Annotated in this window: 18 protein-coding genes; 11 read left to right on the top strand and 7 right to left on the bottom strand. The window is 35.4% G+C overall.

Features of this window, described 5'->3' with window-relative positions; translation table 11 throughout:
* Positions 1–200: 200 nt before the first annotated feature.
* Positions 201–1034 carry a glycosyltransferase family 2 protein gene (locus tag GFU89_RS07665; protein WP_318846572.1) on the top strand — a complete coding sequence of 278 codons (834 nt, stop codon included), beginning with the start codon at positions 201–203 and terminating at the stop codon, positions 1032–1034.
* A 483-nt stretch (positions 1035–1517) separates the two neighbouring features.
* Here the strand turns inward: GFU89_RS07665 and GFU89_RS07660 are convergent, their stop codons facing one another.
* Complete coding sequence (locus GFU89_RS07660; RefSeq protein ID WP_318846571.1) at positions 1518–1958, bottom strand: hypothetical protein; 441 nt, start codon at positions 1956–1958, stop codon at positions 1518–1520.
* A gap of 352 nt (positions 1959–2310) precedes the next feature.
* On the opposite strand from GFU89_RS07660, the gene GFU89_RS07655 reads away from it, so the two are divergent.
* From GFU89_RS07655 to GFU89_RS07620, 8 genes are all read left to right on the top strand, one after another.
* Complete coding sequence (locus tag GFU89_RS07655) at positions 2311–2865, top strand: YMGG-like glycine zipper-containing protein (RefSeq protein ID WP_318846570.1); 555 nt, start codon at positions 2311–2313, stop codon at positions 2863–2865.
* Between the two features lie 117 nt (positions 2866–2982).
* A complete protein-coding gene (locus tag GFU89_RS07650) occupies positions 2983–4554 on the top strand; it encodes an LIC_10190 family membrane protein (RefSeq protein WP_318846569.1) in 1572 nt (523 codons plus the stop codon).
* A gap of 50 nt (positions 4555–4604) precedes the next feature.
* Positions 4605–5675 carry a chorismate synthase gene (gene aroC, locus GFU89_RS07645; RefSeq protein ID WP_103232664.1) on the top strand — a complete coding sequence of 357 codons (1071 nt, stop codon included), beginning with the start codon at positions 4605–4607 and terminating at the stop codon, positions 5673–5675.
* An 18-nt stretch (positions 5676–5693) separates the two neighbouring features.
* Positions 5694–6257, top strand: a complete 564-nt coding sequence (locus GFU89_RS07640; protein ID WP_318846568.1) for a thioredoxin family protein — start codon at positions 5694–5696, stop codon at positions 6255–6257.
* A 9-nt stretch (positions 6258–6266) separates the two neighbouring features.
* Positions 6267–6806 (top strand): TlpA disulfide reductase family protein, encoded by a 540-nt coding sequence (locus GFU89_RS07635; RefSeq protein ID WP_318846567.1) that lies wholly within the window; start codon positions 6267–6269, stop codon positions 6804–6806.
* Positions 6807–6890: 84 nt separating this feature from the next.
* On the top strand, positions 6891–7232 hold the full coding sequence (locus tag GFU89_RS07630; RefSeq protein ID WP_318846566.1) for a YkvA family protein: 342 nt from the start codon (positions 6891–6893) through the stop codon (positions 7230–7232).
* 121 nt (positions 7233–7353) lie between these two features.
* The gene (gene pyrF, locus GFU89_RS07625) at positions 7354–8733 is read left to right on the top strand and encodes an orotidine-5'-phosphate decarboxylase (RefSeq protein WP_318846565.1); all 1380 of its coding nucleotides are present in this window, start codon (positions 7354–7356) and stop codon (positions 8731–8733) included.
* A 53-nt stretch (positions 8734–8786) separates the two neighbouring features.
* Positions 8787–11609 (top strand): aminopeptidase, encoded by a 2823-nt coding sequence (locus tag GFU89_RS07620; protein WP_318846564.1) that lies wholly within the window; start codon positions 8787–8789, stop codon positions 11607–11609.
* 104 nt (positions 11610–11713) lie between these two features.
* Here GFU89_RS07620 and GFU89_RS07615 read toward each other — a convergent pair whose 3' ends face one another.
* The gene (locus GFU89_RS07615; RefSeq protein WP_318846563.1) at positions 11714–12523 is read right to left on the bottom strand and encodes a T9SS type A sorting domain-containing protein; all 810 of its coding nucleotides are present in this window, start codon (positions 12521–12523) and stop codon (positions 11714–11716) included.
* 161 nt (positions 12524–12684) lie between these two features.
* Complete coding sequence (locus GFU89_RS07610) at positions 12685–13554, bottom strand: T9SS type A sorting domain-containing protein (RefSeq protein ID WP_318846562.1); 870 nt, start codon at positions 13552–13554, stop codon at positions 12685–12687.
* Positions 13555–13709: 155 nt separating this feature from the next.
* Here GFU89_RS07610 and GFU89_RS07605 point away from each other — a divergent pair, with 155 nt between their 5' ends.
* On the top strand, positions 13710–16937 hold the full coding sequence (locus tag GFU89_RS07605) for a hypothetical protein (protein ID WP_318846561.1): 3228 nt from the start codon (positions 13710–13712) through the stop codon (positions 16935–16937).
* Positions 16938–17016: 79 nt separating this feature from the next.
* Here GFU89_RS07605 and GFU89_RS07600 read toward each other — a convergent pair whose 3' ends face one another.
* Positions 17017–18987 (bottom strand): T9SS type A sorting domain-containing protein, encoded by a 1971-nt coding sequence (locus GFU89_RS07600; RefSeq protein ID WP_318846560.1) that lies wholly within the window; start codon positions 18985–18987, stop codon positions 17017–17019.
* Positions 18988–19185: 198 nt separating this feature from the next.
* Here GFU89_RS07600 and dusB point away from each other — a divergent pair, with 198 nt between their 5' ends.
* The gene (gene dusB, locus GFU89_RS07595) at positions 19186–20181 is read left to right on the top strand and encodes a tRNA dihydrouridine synthase DusB (RefSeq protein WP_318846559.1); all 996 of its coding nucleotides are present in this window, start codon (positions 19186–19188) and stop codon (positions 20179–20181) included.
* Positions 20182–20233: 52 nt separating this feature from the next.
* On the opposite strand, the gene deoC is transcribed toward dusB, so the two are convergent.
* From deoC to GFU89_RS07580, 3 genes are read right to left on the bottom strand one after another with little or no spacing between them, the layout of a single operon-like run.
* Entirely contained in the window at positions 20234–20977 is a 744-nt protein-coding gene (gene deoC, locus GFU89_RS07590) for a deoxyribose-phosphate aldolase (RefSeq protein WP_318846558.1), read from the bottom strand.
* A 4-nt stretch (positions 20978–20981) separates the two neighbouring features.
* Positions 20982–21452, bottom strand: coding sequence for an Lrp/AsnC ligand binding domain-containing protein (locus tag GFU89_RS07585; protein WP_047379047.1), 471 nt, complete (start codon positions 21450–21452; stop codon positions 20982–20984).
* 27 nt (positions 21453–21479) lie between these two features.
* Positions 21480–22415 carry an endonuclease/exonuclease/phosphatase family protein gene (locus GFU89_RS07580; RefSeq protein ID WP_318846557.1) on the bottom strand — a complete coding sequence of 312 codons (936 nt, stop codon included), beginning with the start codon at positions 22413–22415 and terminating at the stop codon, positions 21480–21482.
* Between the last annotated feature and the right edge of the window lie 78 nt (positions 22416–22493).

The following is a 22493-nucleotide window of genomic DNA, read 5'->3' as shown; positions in this document are numbered from 1 at the left end:
AATAGACAGCATCGATATAATTTTTACCCTTTTTGCTGCTCTCAAATATTTTATAGCTTGTTCACTGATAAACAGAGTTTAAGACATAATTCACAACTGTACATTTTAAAATATAATAAAAAATATCAAATATGCTATGATTGAGGTTATGTTTTTCACATATCTTATGTTGTAATTTTACCTCATTAATTCAAAACAACGTGATAACTTTTTCTATACTTATAGCCAACTATAATAATGGAAAGTATTTCAAGGAATGCTACGATTCATTAATTCATCAAACCTATCAAAACTTGGAGGTAATTATTATTGACGATGCCTCTACAGATGATTCTGTTGAGATTATACAGTCGCTGATTAAAGATGATTCCCGCTTCAAACTCTATCATAATGCAACCAATAAAGGTTGTGGCTTTACAAAAGCTGCCTGTATGAAATATGCTCAGGGAGATTTGTGTGCCTATCTGGACCCGGATGATGCTCTTTATCCGGAAGCATTGGAAAAAACAGCTCAGGAATTTGTTGGCAGAGATGATCTGGCAGCCGTTTATTCCCAAATGATGCTTTGTGATGAAAACCTTATTCCTGAAAGAGTATATGCCGGCACTAAGCAGATTTACAATAACCGTCATTTCTTCAACTGCCCTATTCAGTTTGCTCATTTCTTTGCATTTAAAAAAGAAATTTACTTAAGAACAACAGGAATTAATCCAAATTTGAAAAATGCAGTAGATCAGGATTTATATTTAAAAATATTGGAACAGGGAGAAGCTAAATTTATCAAAGAGCCATTATATTTATACAGACTGCACTCTGATGGCATCTCCCAGAGTAAAGCAAAACAAAGCGCAAAAGAATCGTTTGCAAGAGTAATACATGATACGATGAAAAGACGGGGAATCAAAACAATCAACAACCAGACTGTTCCTGAAGTTTTCACCAGTTCGCAGGAAATTTATAACCTCCTTAGGTATCAAACCAAAAAAGTGCACCGCTTGATCAGTAAAATAAAAGTCACTTTAGATAATATATAAAACAAAAGACTCCTCAGTTTGAGGAGTCTTTTTGATAAAATATGGAATGAAAATGTTCTTTCTCAAAGATACTATCTCCCGTCCAGTTATTATATGAGTAGAATCATAAAGCTTTGATTAACTTAAAAATAGAAACGGCCTCCTGACGGAGGCCTAAAAAACACAAATGATGAAAAAAATCTATTTAGAAAACTCTAAACAGAATATCGTAGAATCATTCAACATGCCCATAATCATTATATTTCCTCAGGAGAAAAATATATACAATATCAGAACAAAGAATGCATACTTTCTATAAGAATCAAACCACATCTCGAAGATTGAATCAATAATAATTTAAACAGTTATAGCAATTCATTAGTTTTTAATCAATATAAAATTTATATAAACAAAATAAAAATTACTATTAATGAATTAATGATTGAAAAAATCCACTTTTCTGGAAAGTGTAAATGTAGTTAAATATTTTTTTGTTCACAAGGTCTACTCTTCCCAAATGATGGGAATATACACTGTAATATATCCATCCGAATCAACCTGAGCATCAGAAACTGTAGCAACTACCGTTCCATAACCTACCCAGCCGCCCTGTCCCTGCATTGCAGAAAATGCATAAGTTCCTGCAGGAAGACCATTATAATATTGTGGCACCGATTGAAATCCGCCACCATAATAAGTATCATACACTTCTCCGGTAACCATGTTTTCGGCAAGAAAACTTCCTACATCATAGCTTCCTGAAAGAATTTTTGTTCCGCTTTTTGAAAGAAGACCATAACGGATCTTATAAGTCTGAGCCTTGGGTGCAGTATCAGATATTTCTGAACAGGTTTTATTGTTCTCTATTATTTCCGTGGAGGAAAAGGATGTTGCAACAGCCAGCAGTCCAATACATGCTGATACCGTAAAAATTGATTTTTTCATATTAAAAGTAATTGGGTACTCAAAAGTAATCAACTTATATGAATTCAGTAAAAACTATGAATGAACTAAAATTTACAAATATTCCAAAGTCTTAAGAATAGTTCGAAATATCAGGTATACATTTTACTTAAAAAATCAAATTTTCTTTTCCTGAAGAATTATTTAACATAAAAACAAATTTCAATAGCAAACGCATAGAATCCCCATCAACAATACAAAATTGACCGATAATTAAAATTAATTCACTTTTCTTTCATTAATTTTAACACTCATTAACTAAAATTTGGCTTCATAATTGAAAATACATTTAAAATCAAAGTCATTTTGGCTTTACCTTATTAAAATTTGAATTATGAGAAAGATAGTATTAGCAGGTTTTTTATCCGTCCTCTTAATGACGGCCTGCAAGAAAGATGACAGCGTTGCTGAAAAGTCACTGGAAGTACAGAAGCTTGAATTTCAGGCCAAACAACTTGAAATAGAAAAACAAAAGCTGGCTATTGAAAAGGAAAAAATGGTCTATGAAGCCCAGAAAAAAGCAGACAGTATATCTGAAAACAAAAAAGCAAGAGCTGCTGCTGAAAATAATTCAAGACCTCAGGTAATCAGAGAAACACGAACAGTATATAGAGACAGAAACTCAAATTCAGGTTCATCAGGAAGCAGCAATGGAAATTATGCTGATAACGGAAGTGGTACTTCACAAGGAACAACTAAGAAAAAAGGATGGAGTAAAGCTGCCAAGGGAACCGTGATTGGTACTGTGGGTGGAGCTGCAGCCGGAGCCCTTATCGCTAAGAAAAACAGAGGACTTGGAGCTGTAATTGGTGGTGTTGTAGGAGGTGCAACAGGTTATACCATTGGTAGATCACAAGATAGAAAAGATGGAAGGGTACAACCCCGTTAATAAATATTTTCACAATAAATATAAAGATTGCTTATTTTTAAGCAATCTTTTTTTATGCTATTGATCCTGTTTTCTTCAATTTTCATCATTCCAGTCTTAATGGGCTGGGGAAAAATCATGGAAAATATATCTGGAATTTTATTTCAAGGAATCTCAGGAAAAATCTTATCCGGAATCCTGGGAATAAGTCTGGTATGGACATTCATTTCTTTTTTCTTTCCTTTAAATATTTATGTAGAAGCAGCTTCAATACTATCAGGACTGTTCTTTTTCTTTAAAAATAAACTCTATCAGGAATTCTATCAGTTTTCAAAAAAAGATTTTGGGTTAATTAGTGTTGCTGCTCTGATTATCATGCTCGCAGGTTCTTATTATCCTTATATATTAGATCATTTCGGATATTACATTCCAACTCTTCAGTGGCTTACAGAATATGGACTGGTAAAAGGAATTTCAAACGTAGATCTCACGCTGGGACAAATGTCTGTCTGGCATATTTTTCAGGCCGGATTTTCCAATTTTTCTGACCCTTTTCTAAGAATCAATGCTGTATTACTCATTATTTACAGCATTTATATCATCGAAAGAAAAGACTGGATACATCTTTGTTTTCTACCTATCTTATTACTGTTCTCACAATCTCCAAGTCCAGATCTTCCTGTCATTATTTTTTCACTGATTATCTTAAATGAACTCATAGACGGAAATAAAAATATAAATCTTCTTTTTGCCTTTTCAATTTTTGTTTTTACAATAAAACCTACCATGATATGGCTGCCTGTATTGGTATTTCTAAGTTCTGTTTTTATTTTCAAAAACAATTTCAAGCCATTATTTTTAGGAATTCTAATTCTCGTTTTATTCTTTATTAAAAATATATGGACATTCGGTTTTCCCGTTTTTCCTGTAGCAATAGGTGATTTGGGTGTATTCTGGAAACCTAATCCTGAGGTTTTAAAAACCTCGTCACAATTTGCAATCATGAAGACCTATGATATGCAGTATACCTATGAAGAAATTCAAAAATTTTCTACAGCAGATTATATTAAAAACTGGTTATCTCTCGATGGAATCAAGTCAAAAATCAATATTCTTTTCGTTCTGAGTTTAGCAATTTTCACTGCATTTACCTGGATCAAAAAAAGAAAACTCATCACTCTGATCTGCATTTCATTATTGATAAAAAGTATATTGACCCTTGCATTTTCTGCTCAATATAGATTTTTCATAGATGTTTTCTTCGTAGTATTTTTTGTTCTGTTTCGTGAATATTTTAATCAAAAAAAATCCATTATTGTTTTTTCAGTTCTCAGTTTATTTTTCATTTCAATGCTATCCTTTCCGGCATTGATACAAAAATATATTCCAAGTTTCAGAGTGGGAAGTTTTATGACAGGATTTGAAAAAGAACAGCTTTACAGACCCTCAACCTACGAATATCGTCAGTTTAATACATTTAAAATCGGGAATTTTAAATTTAATGTTTCTCGCAATTACCCTTACAGTTTTGACACTCCTCTTCCTGCGGTTACTCCATTCTATATTTTTGATGATGTAAAAGCAGGTATTTTCCCACAGCTTTCAGACAAAAATGACCTCAAAAAAGGATTTATCTGGAAAAAAATGACTCCAGAAGAAAAAAAAGAAGCCCAAAGGGTTATCAATATTATCAAAAACACTGATAAATAGAACAAATCCAGAAACTTTATTATCTGAAGAAAAAAAGGTAATTTTGTACTATGTTCAATACATTAGGTAATCTTCTTAGTCTTACAACATTTGGAGAAAGTCACGGAGTGGCTTACGGCGGTATCATCAATAATTTTCCGGCAGGTTTAACGGTAGATCTCGATAAGGTTCAATACGAACTGAACCGAAGAAAACCTGGCCAGTCAGCAATTGTTACTCAAAGAAAAGAAAGTGACACTGTAAAATTTCTTTCAGGAATCTTTGACGGAAAAACAACCGGTACCCCAATTGGTTTTATCATTGAAAACGAAAATCAGAAATCGAAAGATTATGACCATATCGCAGGAGCATATCGTCCGAGTCATGCTGATTTCACCTATGACCAGAAATTTGGTTTCAGGGATCATCGTGGTGGCGGGAAATCTTCTGCTAGAGAAACAATGAACTGGGTAGTAGCCGGAGCACTTGCCAAGCAGCTTTTATCAGACATTGAAATCAATGCTTACGTTTCTTCCGTGGGTGATATTTTTTGTGAAAAACCTTATCAGGCTTTAGATTTTTCTCAAACGGAAAGCAATGATGTTCGTTGTCCTGATGCTGAAACGGCTGAAAAGATGATTTCAAGAATCAAAGAGATCAAAAAAGAAGGCAATACCATTGGTGGAACGATCACTTGTGTGATTAAAAATGTCCCAGTGGGAATTGGCGAACCTATATTTTCAAAACTTCAGGCTGAACTGGCAAAAGCAATGCTGAACATCAATGCCTGCAAAGGTTTTGAATATGGAAGCGGTTTCTGCGGAGCTAAAATGACAGGAAAAGAGCACAATGATGCTTTCAATACAGATTTCACTACAAAGTCTAACCTTTCAGGAGGTATCCAGGGGGGAATTTCCAACGGAATGGATATCTATTTCCGTGTAGCCTTCAAGCCCGTGGCAACCATTCTGAGACCTCAGGACAGTATTGATAAAGAAGGAAATCCTGTGATCGTAGAAGGAAAAGGCCGTCACGACCCTTGTGTGGTTCCAAGAGCTGTTCCTGTAGTGGAAAGCCTGGCTGCATTTGTATTGGCAGACCTGTTTCTGATCAACAAAACAAGAAATATCAATAATTTTTAACATAAAATATTTTTGGTAATGAAAAATTACTGGGATAAAGGAATTTCTTTTGACGAATATCTTCAGATTGCAAAAGAAAGATTAGCAAATCCTGCCAACCAGCAGGAAGCTGAATATAAACAATATTATGAGCTGGGTCTTCAGAGAATGGACCGAACGGTAAAAAAATACATTCCGGATGAAGATCAGCTGAAAGAACTCGCTGCAAAGAACTTTGACGGAAAGATTTTAATTATTTCTGAGGCTTGGTGTGGTGATGCAAGTGCGACAGTTCCTGCATTATTCAGGTTTTTTGAAGGTCATAATGAAGTAAGAGTTTTTCTTAGAGACAGCGATAAAAGCTTAATCAACCAGTTTCTGACCAATGGTACGGAATCTATTCCTAAAGTACTTATTCTTGACAAAGACCTGAATGTAAAAAATTCATGGGGACCTCGTCCAAAATACGGGTATGAACTGTTGATGAAATATAAAGCTGATCCTGAAGCGTATCCAAAAGATATGTTCTATAATGATCTGCAGATATATTATGCCAAGAACAGAGGAAAAGATGCTGTTCAGGAAATTTTAGATCTTCTATAAAAAAGAGATATGAAAAAAAATGTCATTTATATTGTACTAATTGTTATTATCGGTGGTATTGCCTTCATACCGGGAATAAGGAATTTTCTAAAAGATACATTCCTCCCTGTTGCAACGATTGAAAATGCGGTACACATCAGTGAAGAAGATTACAATATAGAACTTAAAGGAATCAATGCACCGAGTACGAATCTTAAAAACTTTAAGGATAAAGGGATTTTCCTGAATTTCTGGGGAACCTGGTGTCCGCCATGCAGAAAAGAATGGCCCTCTATTCAGAAGCTGTACAATACCCGAAAAGATCATGTAGATTTTGTATTGATCGCTATGAATGACAAAGAAGAAGATGTAAGAAAATTTTTAAAGGAAAATAATTATACAGTTCCTGTTTATATTGCTCAAAGCCCTATTTCTGAGAAAATTCTTCCTAAAGTTTTTCCTACGACTTTCCTTTTGGATAAGCACGGAAGAATCCTTATCAAAGAAGATGCTACAAAAGATTGGGACACAGAGACTGTGCATCAGTTCATTGACAATATTATCAAATAAATTTTTAACTAAATTTTATAATTTGTTGGTACAGGATTTGTGAAATTTATAATGTTGAAAAATTTATTAAATCCAAACACAAAAATGAAATATTCAAAATTAAATCTTGCAAAAGAAGCTATCAATCACAAGGGCTTTGTAAAAAAGATCCCTGATATTTTCAGAATGGTCAAAATGTGGAAAAGAGGAACCTATCCGATGAGATCTATAGACATTATTCTTCCTTTACTGGGAATTTTATATGTCATCTCTCCTATTGACCTGCTTCCTGAATTTGCCATACCGGTACTTGGAGTCATGGATGATCTGGCAGTATTGTCGCTCACTATTCCTAAACTCATTAAAGAGGTTGACAAGTTTTTATTATGGGAAGCCGAACAAAAATACAGAGGCGCTCAAGTCATTGATGCTGAAATCGTAAAATAATAGTTTATTATATTTTTCACACCATCCTGGTAGATCCGGGGTGGTTTTTTATTTACAAATAGCTGATAAATTTTTAAGCCTTATTTCAATTCCTTAAATTTGCAATATCTAATAAAAAATAATGGAAAGTAAAAAAGAATTCTTCTTAGAGTGCTACAAACTAGGCATCATCAAATTTGGTAGGTTTACCCTAAAAAGTGGTATTGAAAGTCCTTTTTATGTAGACTTAAGACCTTTGGCTTCAGATCCTAAAATTTTAAAAAATCTTGCTAATTATTTATTGGAAATGCTTCCATTAGATAATTTTGATTTAATCTGTGGAGTTCCTTATGCTGCTCTTCCTATGGCGACTGCAATGTCTCTGGAAAGCTACATTCCATTAATTATTAAAAGAAAAGAGGCTAAAAGCTATGGTACGAAAAAACTGATTGAAGGAATTTATCAGAAAGGACAAAACTGTCTTTTGGTAGAGGATGTTATCACATCAGGAAAATCTTTGTTAGAAACCATTCCTGAAATAGAACAGGAAGACCTTAAAGTTTCTGATATTGTTGTGGTATTGGACAGAGAACAGGGTGGAAAACAACTTTTGGAAAGCAAAGGATACAGAGTACACACGCTTTTCAATATTTCGGAAGTATGCGACATTCTTCAGGAAACCGGTGAACTGTCTGATGAAGAAGTAAAAAGAATTCAGGACTTCCTTCTAGGGAACCATATTCAGTTTGAAGAAGAAACCAGATCTTCTTACGAGCAGAAACTTCAGACTACACAACATTCGGTATCAAAAAAATTACTGGAAACAGCTTTAGCAAAAAAATCAAACCTTATTGCTTCTGCAGATGTTACCACTACTCAGGAGTTATTGGAACTTGCTGAAAAAGTAGGACCACACATCATTGCTTTAAAAACGCATATTGATATTATTTCTGATTTCGATTATGAAAAAACAATCACTCCTTTAAAAGCGATCGCTGTAAAACACCAGTTCTTACTGATGGAAGACAGAAAGTTTGCCGACATTGGAAATACTCAGGAACTTCAGTTCACAAGCGGTGTTTTCAAAATTACCAATTGGGCAGATTTCGTAACGTCTCAGGTTATCGGAGGTTTTGAATCATTAGACTGTTTCCACAATGTAGGAGTGGTAGCTATTGTAGGAATGTCTTCTAAAGGAGCTCTTACTACTGCAAGCTATCGTGAAGAAGCTTTAAAAGTAGCTTTATCTCATCCTAATGTAATTGGTGGAGTATCTCAGAACAAAATTCCTGAAGACCTTTTATTATTCACTCCGGGAGTTAATCTTGCAGATTCAGGAGATGGTAAGGGACAGCAGTACAATACACCAGAACATGTTTTCAAAACGCTGCATACAGATTTTATCATTGTAGGAAGAGGAATTTACAAATCTGATAACCCTGAAGCATCTGCGATCACTTATAAAACAGAGGGATGGAATGCGTATATTAATTCTTTGGAAAAAAAAGCAATTCAGGGTTAAAATCCTATAAAGTATATCCAAAATAAGTTATATTTGACCTTTATCACGAATATTTGAAAAAGATCAGCATTTGTCTTATTTTGTTCTGGGGAGTCGCACAGGTTTCTGCACAGAAAGACAGTATATATATTGAAGCTAAACTGTCTCCTGACAAAAAGAACCTTGAGATCAGTCAGGAAATTGTTTATTACAATCATTCCGAAAAAGATCTGCAGACTGTAAAACTCCTGAATTGGGTTTCCGCTTACAACAGACGCGGAACTTCTTTAGTCTACAGAAAACTGGAAGACAGAAATACTGATTTGCATTTTGCGAAAAGCGATCAATTGGGAAAACTTCTTGAACTGAATGTTAAAAATTCTGACAATGAAGTTATTCCTGTCAATACAATCTCAGATGAAAATCTTTTTATTCCTCTGAAAAATGTATTAAAACCTGGCGAAAGCGTCACTTTACAGTTGCAATACCGGATGCAGCTTCCCGATAAAACTTTTACGGGATACGGAACATCCGCTCAGAATACGGTATTAAAATATTTCTTTATTGTTCCGGATCATTTTGATCCGGACAATATTTCCCAAAGAAACTATCATGATATTGAAGAACCGGTAAGTTTCAATACTTTCTGGACTGTCAATTTTGATATCCCTGCCAATAGCTTTGTGGAGGGTAATCTCCCACAGGTTCAAATGAACTCATTCAAAGGATATCTGGATTCAGATCCTGAGTTTTTGATTTCTCCTACAGCCTATCCTTCAATAAGAACCAATGTTGACGGGGCTGAAACTGAAATTAAATTTGGTTATAATCTGAAACCGGAAGAAAAACAAAATCTGGAATTTTACCTTCCTTTACAATTAAAGTTTCTGAAAGAGAGAATCGGTTTTCTTCCGAAAAGTATTTTTATTTCAGATAAATTCAGAGCTAAGGAAGACTTTTTCGGGAATAATGATATTACGTTCTGGAAATTCAAATTTCAGTTATTTACCAATGCTGAAAAGACAGATCTGGATTATTTTGGAATTATTGCCAAGAAAATCCTTGATGAAAATATTATTGCTGATAAAGAAAAAGACCATTGGTTCAAGAACGGTTTAAAATCCTACATGGAAATCCAGTATCTGAAAAAATTCTATGCTGACACAAAGCTTTTAGGAACACTTCCTGAGACCAGAATATTTGGAATGAAGCCTTTAAAATTTTTCCATGCATCCAAAGTAAAACTTCTGGACCGTTACGGACTTTCCTATCAGTATATCATGCTGCAAAATCTTGATCAGAAGGTTGATGAGCACTTCCCTGTCTTGAGTAACTTCAATGACATGGCTGTCAGCAGTTTTGAAACAGGAAGTCTCTTTAATTATTCAGCAGATAAAATGGGATATGACAATTTCAATGATATTGTAAAAGATTATATTTCTAACAATACAGGAAAAAAAATTACTCCTGAAGATTTTCTGACTTCCCTTTCTGCAAAAAATAAATCAACAGCCTATCTTTCAAACTTTTTGAAACAAAAAAACAGGGTTGACTTTAAATTAAAAAATATTAGAAAAAACACCGATTCGCTAGAGATAAAGATTACAAAAAACACCGATATCTCTATTCCTGTAAAGCTTGAAACAGAGACCAAAGAAGGAGAAAAAAAGGCGTACTGGATAGATACTGAAGAAAATGAACGCATTACCAGTCTGTCGCTTCCTGCTTCTGATAACATCTATAAAGTCACATTAAATAGCGGCTATACCTTCCCTGAATCGAATTACAGAGATAACTTTCTGTATGCAAAAGGAATATTTTCCAATGCAAAAAAAATCAAACTTAAATTAATAAAAGATATTCCAAATCCGGAATACAACGAAATTTATCTCAGCCCAAGAGTACGTTTCAACAATACGTATGATAAGTTTCTTTTGGGAATTAACTTAAAAAATCAATCTTTATTTGATCAGAAATTCCTGTATTCAGTTACGCCAACCTACAGTACTGGAACAGGAAAACTAACAGGTTCAGGAGCTGTTTCCTACTCTATTCTGCCTGCCGAAAGTATTATCAGAAGCTTAACCTTTGGAGTGTCGGGTTCTTATTTTCATTACGATTATGGATTAGCCTACAGAAAGAGTTCGTTAGCTACCTCTATCAATTTCAGAAAAAATCCAAGAAGTACCGTGAGCAGAAGCATCGGAGTTTCCTATAATTATTTTGAAAGAGATCTGAGTCCTGTAATGATTGCCAATAATGACTACAGCAAATACAATGTCTGGACAGTCGGGTATGGCTATAGTGACAGCCAGATGATCCATGAAAAAAGTTTTAGTCTGAGTACTCAGGGAATGGAGGATTTTAATAAAATAACAGCTGAAGGGTTCTACAGATGGGAATTTGCCCCTAAACAAAAGCTGAGCTTACGTTTATTTGCCGGATATTTCTTAAGAAACAACACAAGAAACAACCTTTTTGACTATGGAATTTCGAGGGTTTCTAATTACTCCTTCTCTTATAATCTTTTGGGAGAAAGTGCCAGCAGCGGTCTTCTTTCACAACAGTTTATATTAGCTGATGGTGGTTTTAAATCATTCCTGCCGGGAACGGTAAACCAATGGATCACTTCTGCCAATGTAGATTCAAGTGTATGGAAAATATTCCATGTGTATGCTGATGCCGGAGTTTATAAAAATAAGGACCTTCCTGCCAAATTCATATGGGATACCGGAGTAAAAGTAAGAATCATCCCGGATTTCCTGGAAGTTTATTTCCCGATACAGTCTTCGTTAGGATTTGAACCTTCATTTAAAGATTATGGAAAACGTATCCGATACACATTGATCCTTAATCTTGGTTCTATTATCAATGCCGCAAGAAGAGGATGGTATTAAGTTACTAAAGTAAAAAAACGATTGTGGATATCTTTTCAACAAATGATATCTTATATTAAAATAAAAGAACAGCCTGTATTTACAAGCTGTTCTTTTTATTAAAACTAATCTTTTATAATTTTCTGCGAAATCGGAATGTTGTTAATCGTTCCTGTCACAATATAAGTTCCTTTTGGAAGCTCAGCAATATCAAGACTTGAAGCCAGTTTAGTAGGAGATTTTTTCACAATCTGCCTGAATGTATCATAGATTTTTACATCTTTCACTTCAGTTCCGAAGACAATTTTACTGTCCTTGATAAATGGATTCTGTACAAAACCGGATTTCACACTACCCTCCAGGGAAAAATCAGTCATATTATCATTACTGTCAGCTGATGTTCTTTTTATAGCCGTAGTAGTGGTTGGAGAAGGAGCTGGCCCATCTCCTTTAAACTGATCGGCATTTGAACCATATCCTACAAAGTCCAGAACGTTAGATGCAGAAGGTCCGGTAACCTGTACTATGTTTCCAGCTAAAGCGATCTTTCCCGATACACTGGAAATTCTCAATCCGGAAGATTTGTTGGGCGTTCCATCAAAATTGGTAATTGCAGTTGCAATAAAATTCGGTGTCGGTAGATTTTCAACACCTCCATCAATGGCTGACTCCTGAATCAAATAAGTTTCTTCTGGTCCTAAAGTAAAGTCCGGCAGTGTATGGTATTCGGTAAATGCCCCTATTGCCGGAGCATATTGTATACTCGCTCCAGTCAAAGAAACCAATCCGGTTCCGATATTTTTGAGCACAATATAATTATTTTTCAATACGGCATCTGAGTTTGCATTACCGCCATAAATCTCATTGATCACAATCTGAGCATTCGAAAAGGCAGTTAATGATACAAGCCCCACAAGAGTAAAGATTTTTTTCATCGTAATAATTTTTAGAAATGGATTTGTAATAAAAATATCAAAAACAATACCACCAAATTAAGAAATAAACAGCATACAAAAATCTAAAGATCAGTAAATAATCATATAAAAAACAGCCGCTTCAATGATGAAGCGGCTGTTTGTATTTTTATCTCAAGAGATTAGTCTTTAAGAACTTTTTGAGAAACCGGCTGGTTGTTTACTGTACCTGTTACGATATAGTTTCCTTTTGCTAATTCAGCAACGCTTACAGTTCCGTTTTGTTTTACAGAACCTTCTTTTACAAGCTGTCCGAACATGTTGAAAACTTTCACGTCTTTTACATCAGATCCGAAAACGATCTCGTTGTTTTTAATGAAAGAGTTCTTTACGAAACTTCCTGATTTTATGTTTTTTGCATCGATAACAGCTAAAGAAGCAGTGGATGAAGTAACAATTAAAGAAATATCATCTATTCTCCAGTTAGCAGTACCAGCAGAAGGAGTACCTGTACCAGGACTATCACTTCCATAGATTCTTAATGTAACCGGAGCTGATTCTGCACCTACCAGATTAGCACCTGCAAATGTGATACTATTCAATGCCCATATACTATTGTTAATAACATTTGCACTACCTATGGCAGTAGTATAATTATCAATACTAGAGTATACTGTAATTTTTCCTGGTCCAGTAGATGTTCCTCTAGATCCAAAATTTAAAGAATTCAAAGTGACTTTATTACCAGCGACAGGAGTAACTGTTACACTAAAATAAGTACTTGTAGCAGCAGAAAGAGCTTCTTTATAAGCAGCAGCCCCAAAATTACTAGACCCACTGGCTCCCGTATAACCGCTAGATGCAGATGAAGTAGCAATTAAAGAAGTAGTACCATTATTATTTCCCTGAGTTGTTGCGAATGCTACACTTGAAATATTAGCATTTGTACCAGAAATAGGATTTACAGAAGTACAATCCCATGTGTAAGTTGTTTGTGCAAAGGCGAATGCGCTCACTACTACCGTAGCGAAAAGAGAATAAAGTTTTTTCATGATTTAATTTTTTTTCTTGTTAATAAATTTCTTTACATCACAAAACTACATCTAATTTTTTATTTGGGACAATAAACAAGTTAAGTTTTTGTTAATTATAGTTAACCCCTCAATGTTAACATTTTTTAATTATTTTTACGAATTATTTTTAAAAGGTGCGGAATTTTATCATTCTATTCGTTTTATTCTTCTTAGGCATATTTTCTGGAAATGCTCAGGTATTTTCGTGGAAAAATCCCAATGTTCCGGAAGACAGCATCAAGAGAGATAGTATTCTGGCTGCCAGGCTGGAACAGGACATTTTTGCAAAAGATACTCTGGATTTTATAAGAACGCACAATAAGATCATTATTGATGAGGCTGTACTGGCAAAAAATGACAAAAAAAGATTTTTAGGGGAGCTTAATTCGAAAGGTTCTATTATCCGTGGGATTACTTTTGGAAATAATCAGGGGCAGTCTGTACAAAGCTCCATGGACCTTCAGATCTCAGGACGATTATCAAAAGATGTTACGATTTTAGCCAGTATTTCAGATCATAACCTTCCCATTCAGGCTGATGGCTATACTCAGACTTTAGAAGAGTTTGATAAAATCTATATGCAGCTTAATATTAAGGAAAAATCTATCCTTAGGGCCGGACACCTTGATCTTGTAGAGTCTAAAAATTATTTTGCGAAATACCAGAGAAGGAGTATGGGACTTCAGTTCCAGACAGAATTTGGGAAAGAAAACAAAACATTGATCGATATTTCTGCCGGTGTTGCACGAAGTGAATTCCACAGAATCCGTTTTCAAGGGGTTGAAGGAAACCAGGGACCTTACCGTCTGACGGGTAAGAACGGCGAACAGTTTATTACACTGATCTCCGGTTCTGAACAGGTTTTCATTGATGGTATCTTAATGAAAAGAGGAGAAAATCAGGATTATATCATCAATTACAATACAGGTGAAGTTACCTTTACCAGTTTCCGTCCTATTTTCCAGCAGAACTTTATTACAATTTCTTATAACTACGCCAACAGAAATTATTCAAGATATTTATTTACCGGAAAACTTGAGCATCAAAGAGAAAAATTCAAAGTGGGGCTTAACTGGTTCATGGAAAATGATAACAAAAATGCTCCTCTTTCTTTAAATCTATCTAAGGAAGATGAACAAATCCTTGCTGAAGCTGGAAATGATCCCAATCTGATGTATGCTCCATCTGGTGTCATTACCGAATATGATGTCAATAAAATTTTATACAAATTAAACTCTGCCGGAAATTTCTATGAATTTTCCACTGATCCTAACCTAACGCTTTATCAGGTTTCTTTTACTTATTTTGGAGCTAATCTGGGAGATTATAAAATAGCACAGACCACCAATAACGGACGTGTTTTTGAATATGTAGGTCCTAATGCTGGAGATTACAGAGCAGTAAGAAAACTTCCTTCTCCGCAGAAATCACAGGTATATTCCCTGAATTCTGAATACTTATTAAATGAAGGAAAAATAGGAGCTGATATCTCCTTGAGTAATTATGATGTTAATTTATTTTCATCAAAGGATTCTGATCAGAATATGGGCTATGCGTGGCGTATCTTCGGAAATAAAAGCTTTACAAAGAATACATGGAAGGGAACTCCAAGTTTTGAATATCAGTATATAGACAGACAGTTTCATATTCTTGACCGTATCAATGATGTGGAATTCTCCAGAGATTTTAACCTTACCCAGGAATTTAACAAAAAGACTCAAAACAGGTTTATTTTCAGCTTCCTGAACAAATGGAACAACAAGTCTACTTTAAATTACCGTGTCAATTATTTAAATGAACAGGACTCTTACAAAGGGCTTAAAAACGATCTGGACTTCGGATGGATCACAGGAAAACTCTTTACCAAAGGGAATTTATCTTACCTGAATACCAACGCCACTCTTCAGGATACTAAATTTATCCGTGGAGGAATTTCAACTGAATTTACCGGTAAAAAAGGTAGCTGGGCCATTGGTGGAAGCATGGAACACAATGAGAAGAAATACAATGACACTAAACTTATGGATGTCACGAGCTTCAGCTGGAAAGAAATCTTTTTGCAAAAGAAAATTGGTGACAGTACAAGAACAAAGCTATTGGCGAAAGTATATATGAGAGATAATGACTCTGTGCGTGACAACAGGCTTCAGAATATGAACAATATTTTGGGTTTCATGGCAGAAAGTCAGATCATCAAAACGGAAAAAACTACGCTAAATGCTTTAATCCACTACCGAAAATTTTTCTACTCAGGTGCGGAAGGTGATGTTACCCGAAATAATGACTTCGTAGTTGGAAATATCTTATACAACCAACAGCTTTTCAGAAACGGAATGCGCCTTCAGGCTTTCTACGAACTTGGAAACGGACAGGAAGCCCAGAGAGAATTTCAGTATATTAAAGTAACGGATGGACAAGGGGTATATAAATGGACCGATTATAACGGAGACGGCATTCAGCAGCTGGACGAATTTGAAATTGCTGAATATTCTGATCTTGCTCAATACATCCGTGTGTACACCAACTCTGTAAGATATATTCCTTCCAATAAAAATAAATTACAGCTGGCATTATTTGTCAATCCGGCAATCATTTTCAATTCAGAAAACGGATTTTTAAAGCGTTGGAATTTCAATATTTCATTGAATTCCCAAAACTCATTCTATAAAAAAGATAAAGTTCTTGTTCTGAATCCTTTTGAAAAGAATAGTGATCAGATTCTTAAAAATCAAAATATACTCGCTTCTGTACAATTCAATCCGACCGAAAAATCAGGATGGAACGGAAACTACAGATTCATCACAAACGATAATCTCATCAATGCCAATTTCAGCAATGAAGAGCGTGAGCAAACGTCTCACTTCCTGAATGTAGGATATTGGTTCAATAAAGAATTCAGGGTCGATTGGGAAAACTCCGTTCACGATATCCAAAACTCTTCACAATTATTTAAAACAAGGGATTACCGTCTTAATAATTTTGAAACAAAGCCCAAGGCCACTTATAAATTCACAGATGCCATACAGGCTGAATTGTCTTCTGCCTTCCGCCAAAAACAAAGACTGGATGGTGAAGAGCTTCTTAAAGCTTTTGATGTTACGGGAACCATCCAATGGGAGCGTAGAAAAACGTCTATCCGTGGAAACTTCTCCTTCATCAGTAACAATTTTACCGGAAACAATTTCAGTATTGTAGGAAACCAGATGCTGGATGGTTTGAAGCCAGGGAAAAACCAGGTATGGAGTGTATTTATCCAACAGGCCATCAACTCATTTATCCAGCTGAATCTTAATTACGAAGGAAGAAACTCAGGTGACCGAACCATTCATATCGGAAGTATGCAGGTAAAGGCAAGTTTCTAAGTTGAACATTTTCTTTTTACAATAAATAAAAAATCCCCAATATCACTATTGGGGATTTATATTGGTTATTAGTTAATTCTTATTTTTTAATAACTTTAAGTGATTGTGAACCTCTTTCGGTATTCACTTTTAAGATGTAAACTCCTGCAGGAGCACGTCTCATATCTACAGAACCTTTTTCTGCGTTGATTGTTTCACTAAGAATTCTCTGTCCTGAAACATTATATACTTCAACATCTTTGATTCTACCGTCATTATTGATATAAAGGTAATCTACAACCGGATTCGGATAGAAATTCACTGTATTCTTTTTCGCTGCTTCATTTACAGCCAATACTGCTGCTGTAAATTCAAAACTTCCTAGATCCGGTGTTACAGCATTTCTTGTATTACCATCAGCATCCAATGTTACTTCAACAACTGAAGTTCCTTTATTATCAAGTGCAGCATTTCCGGTAGCAGACACATGGAAGTCTGTTGCTGATACAAATACCGGCAGAACATTCAACGAGTTTACATTACCTCCAAATCCAGACTGGATATCAGTAAGGGTAGCTTTGGCAGCTCCCCCGATATACCCAAGATTAGTTCCGGAAGAATAAAAATTATTATAATTAATGGTAGAGAAAACCGTACTGGCCGCTCCAGCATAAATAGCATATCTATCTCCTGCCTGAGTCTGGGTATTTACAAAAAGATTATTTCTTACATCAATACCTCCTGCACCCGTTACTCCACTAGTAATGTTTAAAGCAGATGGTCTTCCTGCAACAGTCTGGCTCACATCCATCACAACAGTATTATAATATACTTTATATCCTCCGCCTGCGGTAATGATCATACCGTTTCCGTTGTCATTCACTCCTCCTGTTGTTGCATATCCATAGCCTGCTACACCACTTACGATATTGTTCGCTATTAAGGTATTGGAGGTAAGATTTGTGGTCGCCAGATAAATCCCCTGTGCTCCGTATCCGGACACATTGGTATTTTTGATTCCTGTGATTTTATTATTAGTGATAGTCATTCCATTGGTCAATGTGCCTCCCGCATAAATTCCAGCAAACAAAGTTCCCGTTCCACTGGAGTTAAAGTTGGAAATCGTATTTCCTTTTACAATAATATTAGCGGCGGCAGATGCCCCTGTATTACCGGAAGTAACCGTAATCCCGGCAGCACCCCCAGCACCAGTTCCTGTGTAACCAAGATTGGTAATGGTATTTGAAATAATCGAAGAATTAACCGTTGCTGTTGCAAACCAGACTCCTCTTTTAATTTCTGCATTGGTAGTTTCAAAATTACCCAGCGTATTGTTACTTACAGTTACTCCATCTGCCCCTTGTACATAAACTCCTCCAAGACGGTTGGCATCTGCCCCTGAAGCACTTATATCGTTACCGGTAACCAATGTATTTCCTCCGTTTCCTGCTCCTATAGCTGCAAATAAATAAATTCCCATGTAGGCTTTCTTCACAGCATTATTCTGAATGGTAACATTATTAAAGAAACCTCCGGTAGGAGTTGTAGCTCCGTCATACATTACCAAAGCTGAAGAATTATTGATACCATTTATAATATTCAGGTTTTTAACCATAATATTGGTATTGGCCGCTGCCGCAGAAGCAGCAATAAATGTAAGTACCTGCGGTGCTGTAACAGAAGTATTGGTAAGAGTAAGATCTCTGGTAGTTCCTGAAGCAGCATTACTTCCATCTAAAGTAATATTACTGCCCTGTATTCTCACTAAAGGTGCACTGGCAACATCACCTGAAATAGTAGCCGTAACTCCTACTGCAGGCTTAATTGCAACGGAAGTATAGCTCGTTGCACCGCCACTGGCGTTCAGGCTGGCAGTTGCCGTTTCTGTTGTATTGGCTGTGATACTGATTGCAATTGCTCCCTGATGTGTTCCCGCATTAATAGCGTCAAATGCTCCCTTTAACGTAGTATAGGTTCCTGTAGCTGTACCTGCCGTAGCAGACACATTCACTTGTGAATAAAAATTTGATGCAGCAAATCCTGCGATCAAGCAAAATAGAATTTTTCTCATATTATTAATTTTTGTTAGTATTAAATATAAAAAATATTTTCTAATATAATATCAAAAACATTGAAAACCAAACATATAAATTCAATAAAAATTAAACAAAACATCATAAAATCCCTTAAATAAACAAAGATACGTGAAACACCAAATGTATTCTAAATAGTAAAATATTGTTTTTTCAGAATTTCGTAAATTTGCACCATGATAAAAATAGGCAACATAGAACTGCCGGAATTTCCACTTTTGCTGGCTCCGATGGAAGACGTAAGTGATCCTCCGTTCAGACGTTTGTGTAAAATGCATGGTGCAGACTTGATGTATTCGGAATTTATTTCTTCTGAAGGGTTGATTCGTGACGCTATCAAAAGCCGTAAAAAGCTTGATATCTTCGATTATGAAAGACCAGTGGGCATACAGATCTTTGGTGGAGACGAAGAAGCTATGGCCATGTCTGCAAGAATTGTTGAAACAGTAAATCCGGATTTGGTAGATATCAATTTTGGGTGTCCTGTAAAAAAAGTTGTCTGCAAGGGAGCAGGAGCAGGTGTTTTGAAAGACATTGACCTGATGGTTCGTCTTACAAAGGCTGTTGTAACTTCCACTCACCTGCCTGTAACGGTAAAAACCCGTTTAGGATGGGACAGCACCTGCATTAATATTGATGAAGTAGCAGAACGCCTGCAGGAAACAGGTATCAAGGCTCTTACTATACACGCCAGAACCCGTGCCCAAATGTACAAAGGTGAGGCAGACTGGGAACATATTTCCAGAATCAAACAAAACCCCAATATTGAAATTCCAATTTTTGGAAACGGAGATATTGATTCTGCTGAAAAAGCACTAGAATATAAACAAAAGTATGCATGCGACGGTATCATGATCGGGCGTGCTGCTATTGGCTATCCATGGATATTCAATGAAATCAAACATTTCTTTACAACAGGAGAGCATTTACCCGCCCCTACAATATCCGACAGGTTATTGGCCGTTCGCCAGCATGCGGAATGGAGTGTTGAATGGAAAGGAGAAAGATTAGGTTTGGTCGAAATGAGACAGCATTACAGCAATTATTTCAGAGGAATTCCTCACTTCAAGGACTTCAGAAAAAAATTCCTGGAAGTTTTCACATTGGAAGAAATGAATAGCTTAATCCAAGAAACCCAACAGTTCTACGAAGAATATCAGGCACAGATATAAAAGTAAAAACCATCAGCAAAACTGATGGTTTTTTATTATTTTGAACCTTAGATTAATATCCTTCTGATGGAGATTCATTTTTAATCAGACCTAAAGCTGAAGAGGTTCCTATTCTTTTCACACCCATATTGATCATTTTCTCAGCATCTTCAGGCGTTCTTACACCACCTGCTGCTTTTACGGGAAGCCTTCCTGCGTTTTTGAGCATAATTGCTATTCCTTCAAAGGTTGCTCCATTAGGTTTTCCTTCAGAAGTTTTATAGAATCCTGTTGAAGATTTAACAAAAATTCTTGACCAGTCATTTTCAGAGAAATTCTCTTCGGCCCATATAGAAATATTTTTGGTAAGATCTGCAATTTGTTCATCAGTTAAAGCGGCGATCTCAATAATCCATTTCGCTATTTTTTGATGTTCAAGAGATAATTTTGTACATTTTACAAATTCCTCTTTTACCAGTTCTGTATTTCCTTGTAGATAAGCTGTATAATTAATAACAAAATCCAATTCATCAGCACCGTCTTCAATCGCTTTTGAGGCTTCTGCAAGCTTCTCATCAACAGAATATGTACCTTCGTGAAAGCCTATTACAGTTCCTACTGCAACATTTGAATTTCTTTCCTGAATATATTTCTTGATCTCAGCTACATAATCCGGGCGAATCATTACGGCAAAAATGCCATTCTCAATAGCTTCCTGAGCAAGTTCTTTATCTTTTTGAAGTGTTTCTTCGTGAGAAATACCTGATTGCTCCGGTGTTTTCAGGTAAGTTGAATCCAAATATTTGGCTATGTTCATATCGTTATACTTTCAATTGTCTGTAAATACCTTGTTCTAAAGATATAAAGGTTTCTGTTCTTGTTACTCCTTTCAGCTTCTGAAGCTTGTTAAGGATTTGCATTAAATGATCATTATCTTTACAAAGAACTTTCAGGAATATGGTATAATTTCCTGTTGTGTAATGGGCTTCCACTACTTCGTTAATATCATGCAAAGATTTTACCACTTCTGGATAATGGCTTGGCTGATCCAGAAATACTCCAATGTAGGAAATCACTTTATATCCTATTTTTTTAGGATTAAGAAATGATATTGAATTTTCAATAACTCCTGCATGTTCGAGTTTTTTGATTCTTTGATGCACTGCTGTTGTGGAAATTCCAACATTTTTGGAAATGTGGGCTAAAGAAGTTTTAGCATTATCCATCAACATGTAGATAATTTCTTTGTCAATAGAATCTAAATGATAGCTTGTGTTGCTCGAATTTTTCATTTTCTACTTTTTTATTATTTATGTTTTTTACTGTAAATCTTTAAATTTTACAAAAACCGGAAAATGGTCGCTATATCCTCCTAAATACCGTGTACCGGCATAAGTTCGGAAAGGTCGTCCTTCAAAATTTCTGGTTCTGCTGCGGATTTTTTCAGAATTGAATATATGGGCATCCTGAAAAGCCAGCGTCTTATTATCAAGCAAAGATCTTGACATAATGATCTGATCATACAGCAATCCAGATTTATAATGAAAAGTAGAATAATTTCTTGTAGAAAACAATTGTTGAAAAGGGTTCATTAAAACCTTCTCATGCTCATTGTTATAGAGAATCTGTACTAAATTTTCATCATCCGGGTTTTCGTTAAAATCACCGCACAATATGACATGCTCTTTATCAGCATCTACAATTTTCATAATCCGTTCCCGGACTTCATTCAATATAAAGGCTCTTTTAGGTTTATTAATATCTTTTTCTCGCTTAGAGGGAAGATGGGCGATAAAGACATTAATAATTTCCCCTTTATATTTAATTTTTGAAAAAAGTACGTCTCTGGTTGTGTCGTAATTTCCTGTGTTTTTATTTACTATTTCAAAAAAGAAAGTAATGGTTTCCGAATCTATTACCTCTACTTTATTTTTGTCATACAACATGGCTACATCCACTTTTCTTTCGTCCATAGAATTGTAATGTACAATTCCATATTGCGAATAAAAGGGTTCCAACTCCACAAGATCTTCCAATACTTTCCTTCCGGAAACTTCAGACAATCCTATTACAAATGGCATTACGCCATTCTCCTCCTTCATCAACTGAAATACATGGGAGATTTTGAAAAGCTTATTATTATATCTTTTTTCATCCCAATTCCTTAAGCCTGACCGTGTAGGATCTAATTTGTGGACAGGTTTCGGATCGGGTAAAAATAAATTTTCAACATTATAAAAAGAGAACAGTTCCATCTACACTAATTTCTTTACTTTAATTTATTATGTTCTTTTTCCTTAAGATGTAAATTTATTATTTTTTTTCAAAATTCC

This window comes from Chryseobacterium sp. JV558, assembly GCF_033712365.1.
Lineage (GTDB): Bacteria > Bacteroidota > Bacteroidia > Flavobacteriales > Weeksellaceae > Chryseobacterium.
This window is presented reverse-complemented; position numbering and strand designations above follow the sequence as displayed.

Bases quoted from the DNA above. Each gene is read 5' to 3' on its own strand.
- GFU89_RS07660 (WP_318846571.1), bottom strand. From the start codon at position 1,958: ATGAAAAAATCAATTTTTACGGTATCAGCATGTATTGGACTGCTGGCT.
- GFU89_RS07655 (WP_318846570.1), top strand. From the start codon at position 2,311: ATGAGAAAGATAGTATTAGCAGGTTTTTTATCCGTCCTCTTAATGACG.
- GFU89_RS07650 (WP_318846569.1), top strand. From the start codon at position 2,983: ATGGAAAATATATCTGGAATTTTATTTCAAGGAATCTCAGGAAAAATC.
- aroC (WP_103232664.1), top strand. From the start codon at position 4,605: ATGTTCAATACATTAGGTAATCTTCTTAGTCTTACAACATTTGGAGAA.
- GFU89_RS07640 (WP_318846568.1), top strand. From the start codon at position 5,694: ATGAAAAATTACTGGGATAAAGGAATTTCTTTTGACGAATATCTTCAG.
- GFU89_RS07635 (WP_318846567.1), top strand. From the start codon at position 6,267: ATGAAAAAAAATGTCATTTATATTGTACTAATTGTTATTATCGGTGGT.
- GFU89_RS07630 (WP_318846566.1), top strand. From the start codon at position 6,891: ATGAAATATTCAAAATTAAATCTTGCAAAAGAAGCTATCAATCACAAG.
- pyrF (WP_318846565.1), top strand. From the start codon at position 7,354: ATGGAAAGTAAAAAAGAATTCTTCTTAGAGTGCTACAAACTAGGCATC.
- GFU89_RS07615 (WP_318846563.1), bottom strand. From the start codon at position 12,523: ATGAAAAAAATCTTTACTCTTGTGGGGCTTGTATCATTAACTGCCTTT.
- GFU89_RS07610 (WP_318846562.1), bottom strand. From the start codon at position 13,554: ATGAAAAAACTTTATTCTCTTTTCGCTACGGTAGTAGTGAGCGCATTC.
- GFU89_RS07600 (WP_318846560.1), bottom strand. From the start codon at position 18,987: ATGAGAAAAATTCTATTTTGCTTGATCGCAGGATTTGCTGCATCAAAT.
- dusB (WP_318846559.1), top strand. From the start codon at position 19,186: ATGATAAAAATAGGCAACATAGAACTGCCGGAATTTCCACTTTTGCTG.
- deoC (WP_318846558.1), bottom strand. From the start codon at position 20,977: ATGAACATAGCCAAATATTTGGATTCAACTTACCTGAAAACACCGGAG.
- GFU89_RS07585 (WP_047379047.1), bottom strand. From the start codon at position 21,452: ATGAAAAATTCGAGCAACACAAGCTATCATTTAGATTCTATTGACAAA.
- GFU89_RS07580 (WP_318846557.1), bottom strand. From the start codon at position 22,415: ATGGAACTGTTCTCTTTTTATAATGTTGAAAATTTATTTTTACCCGAT.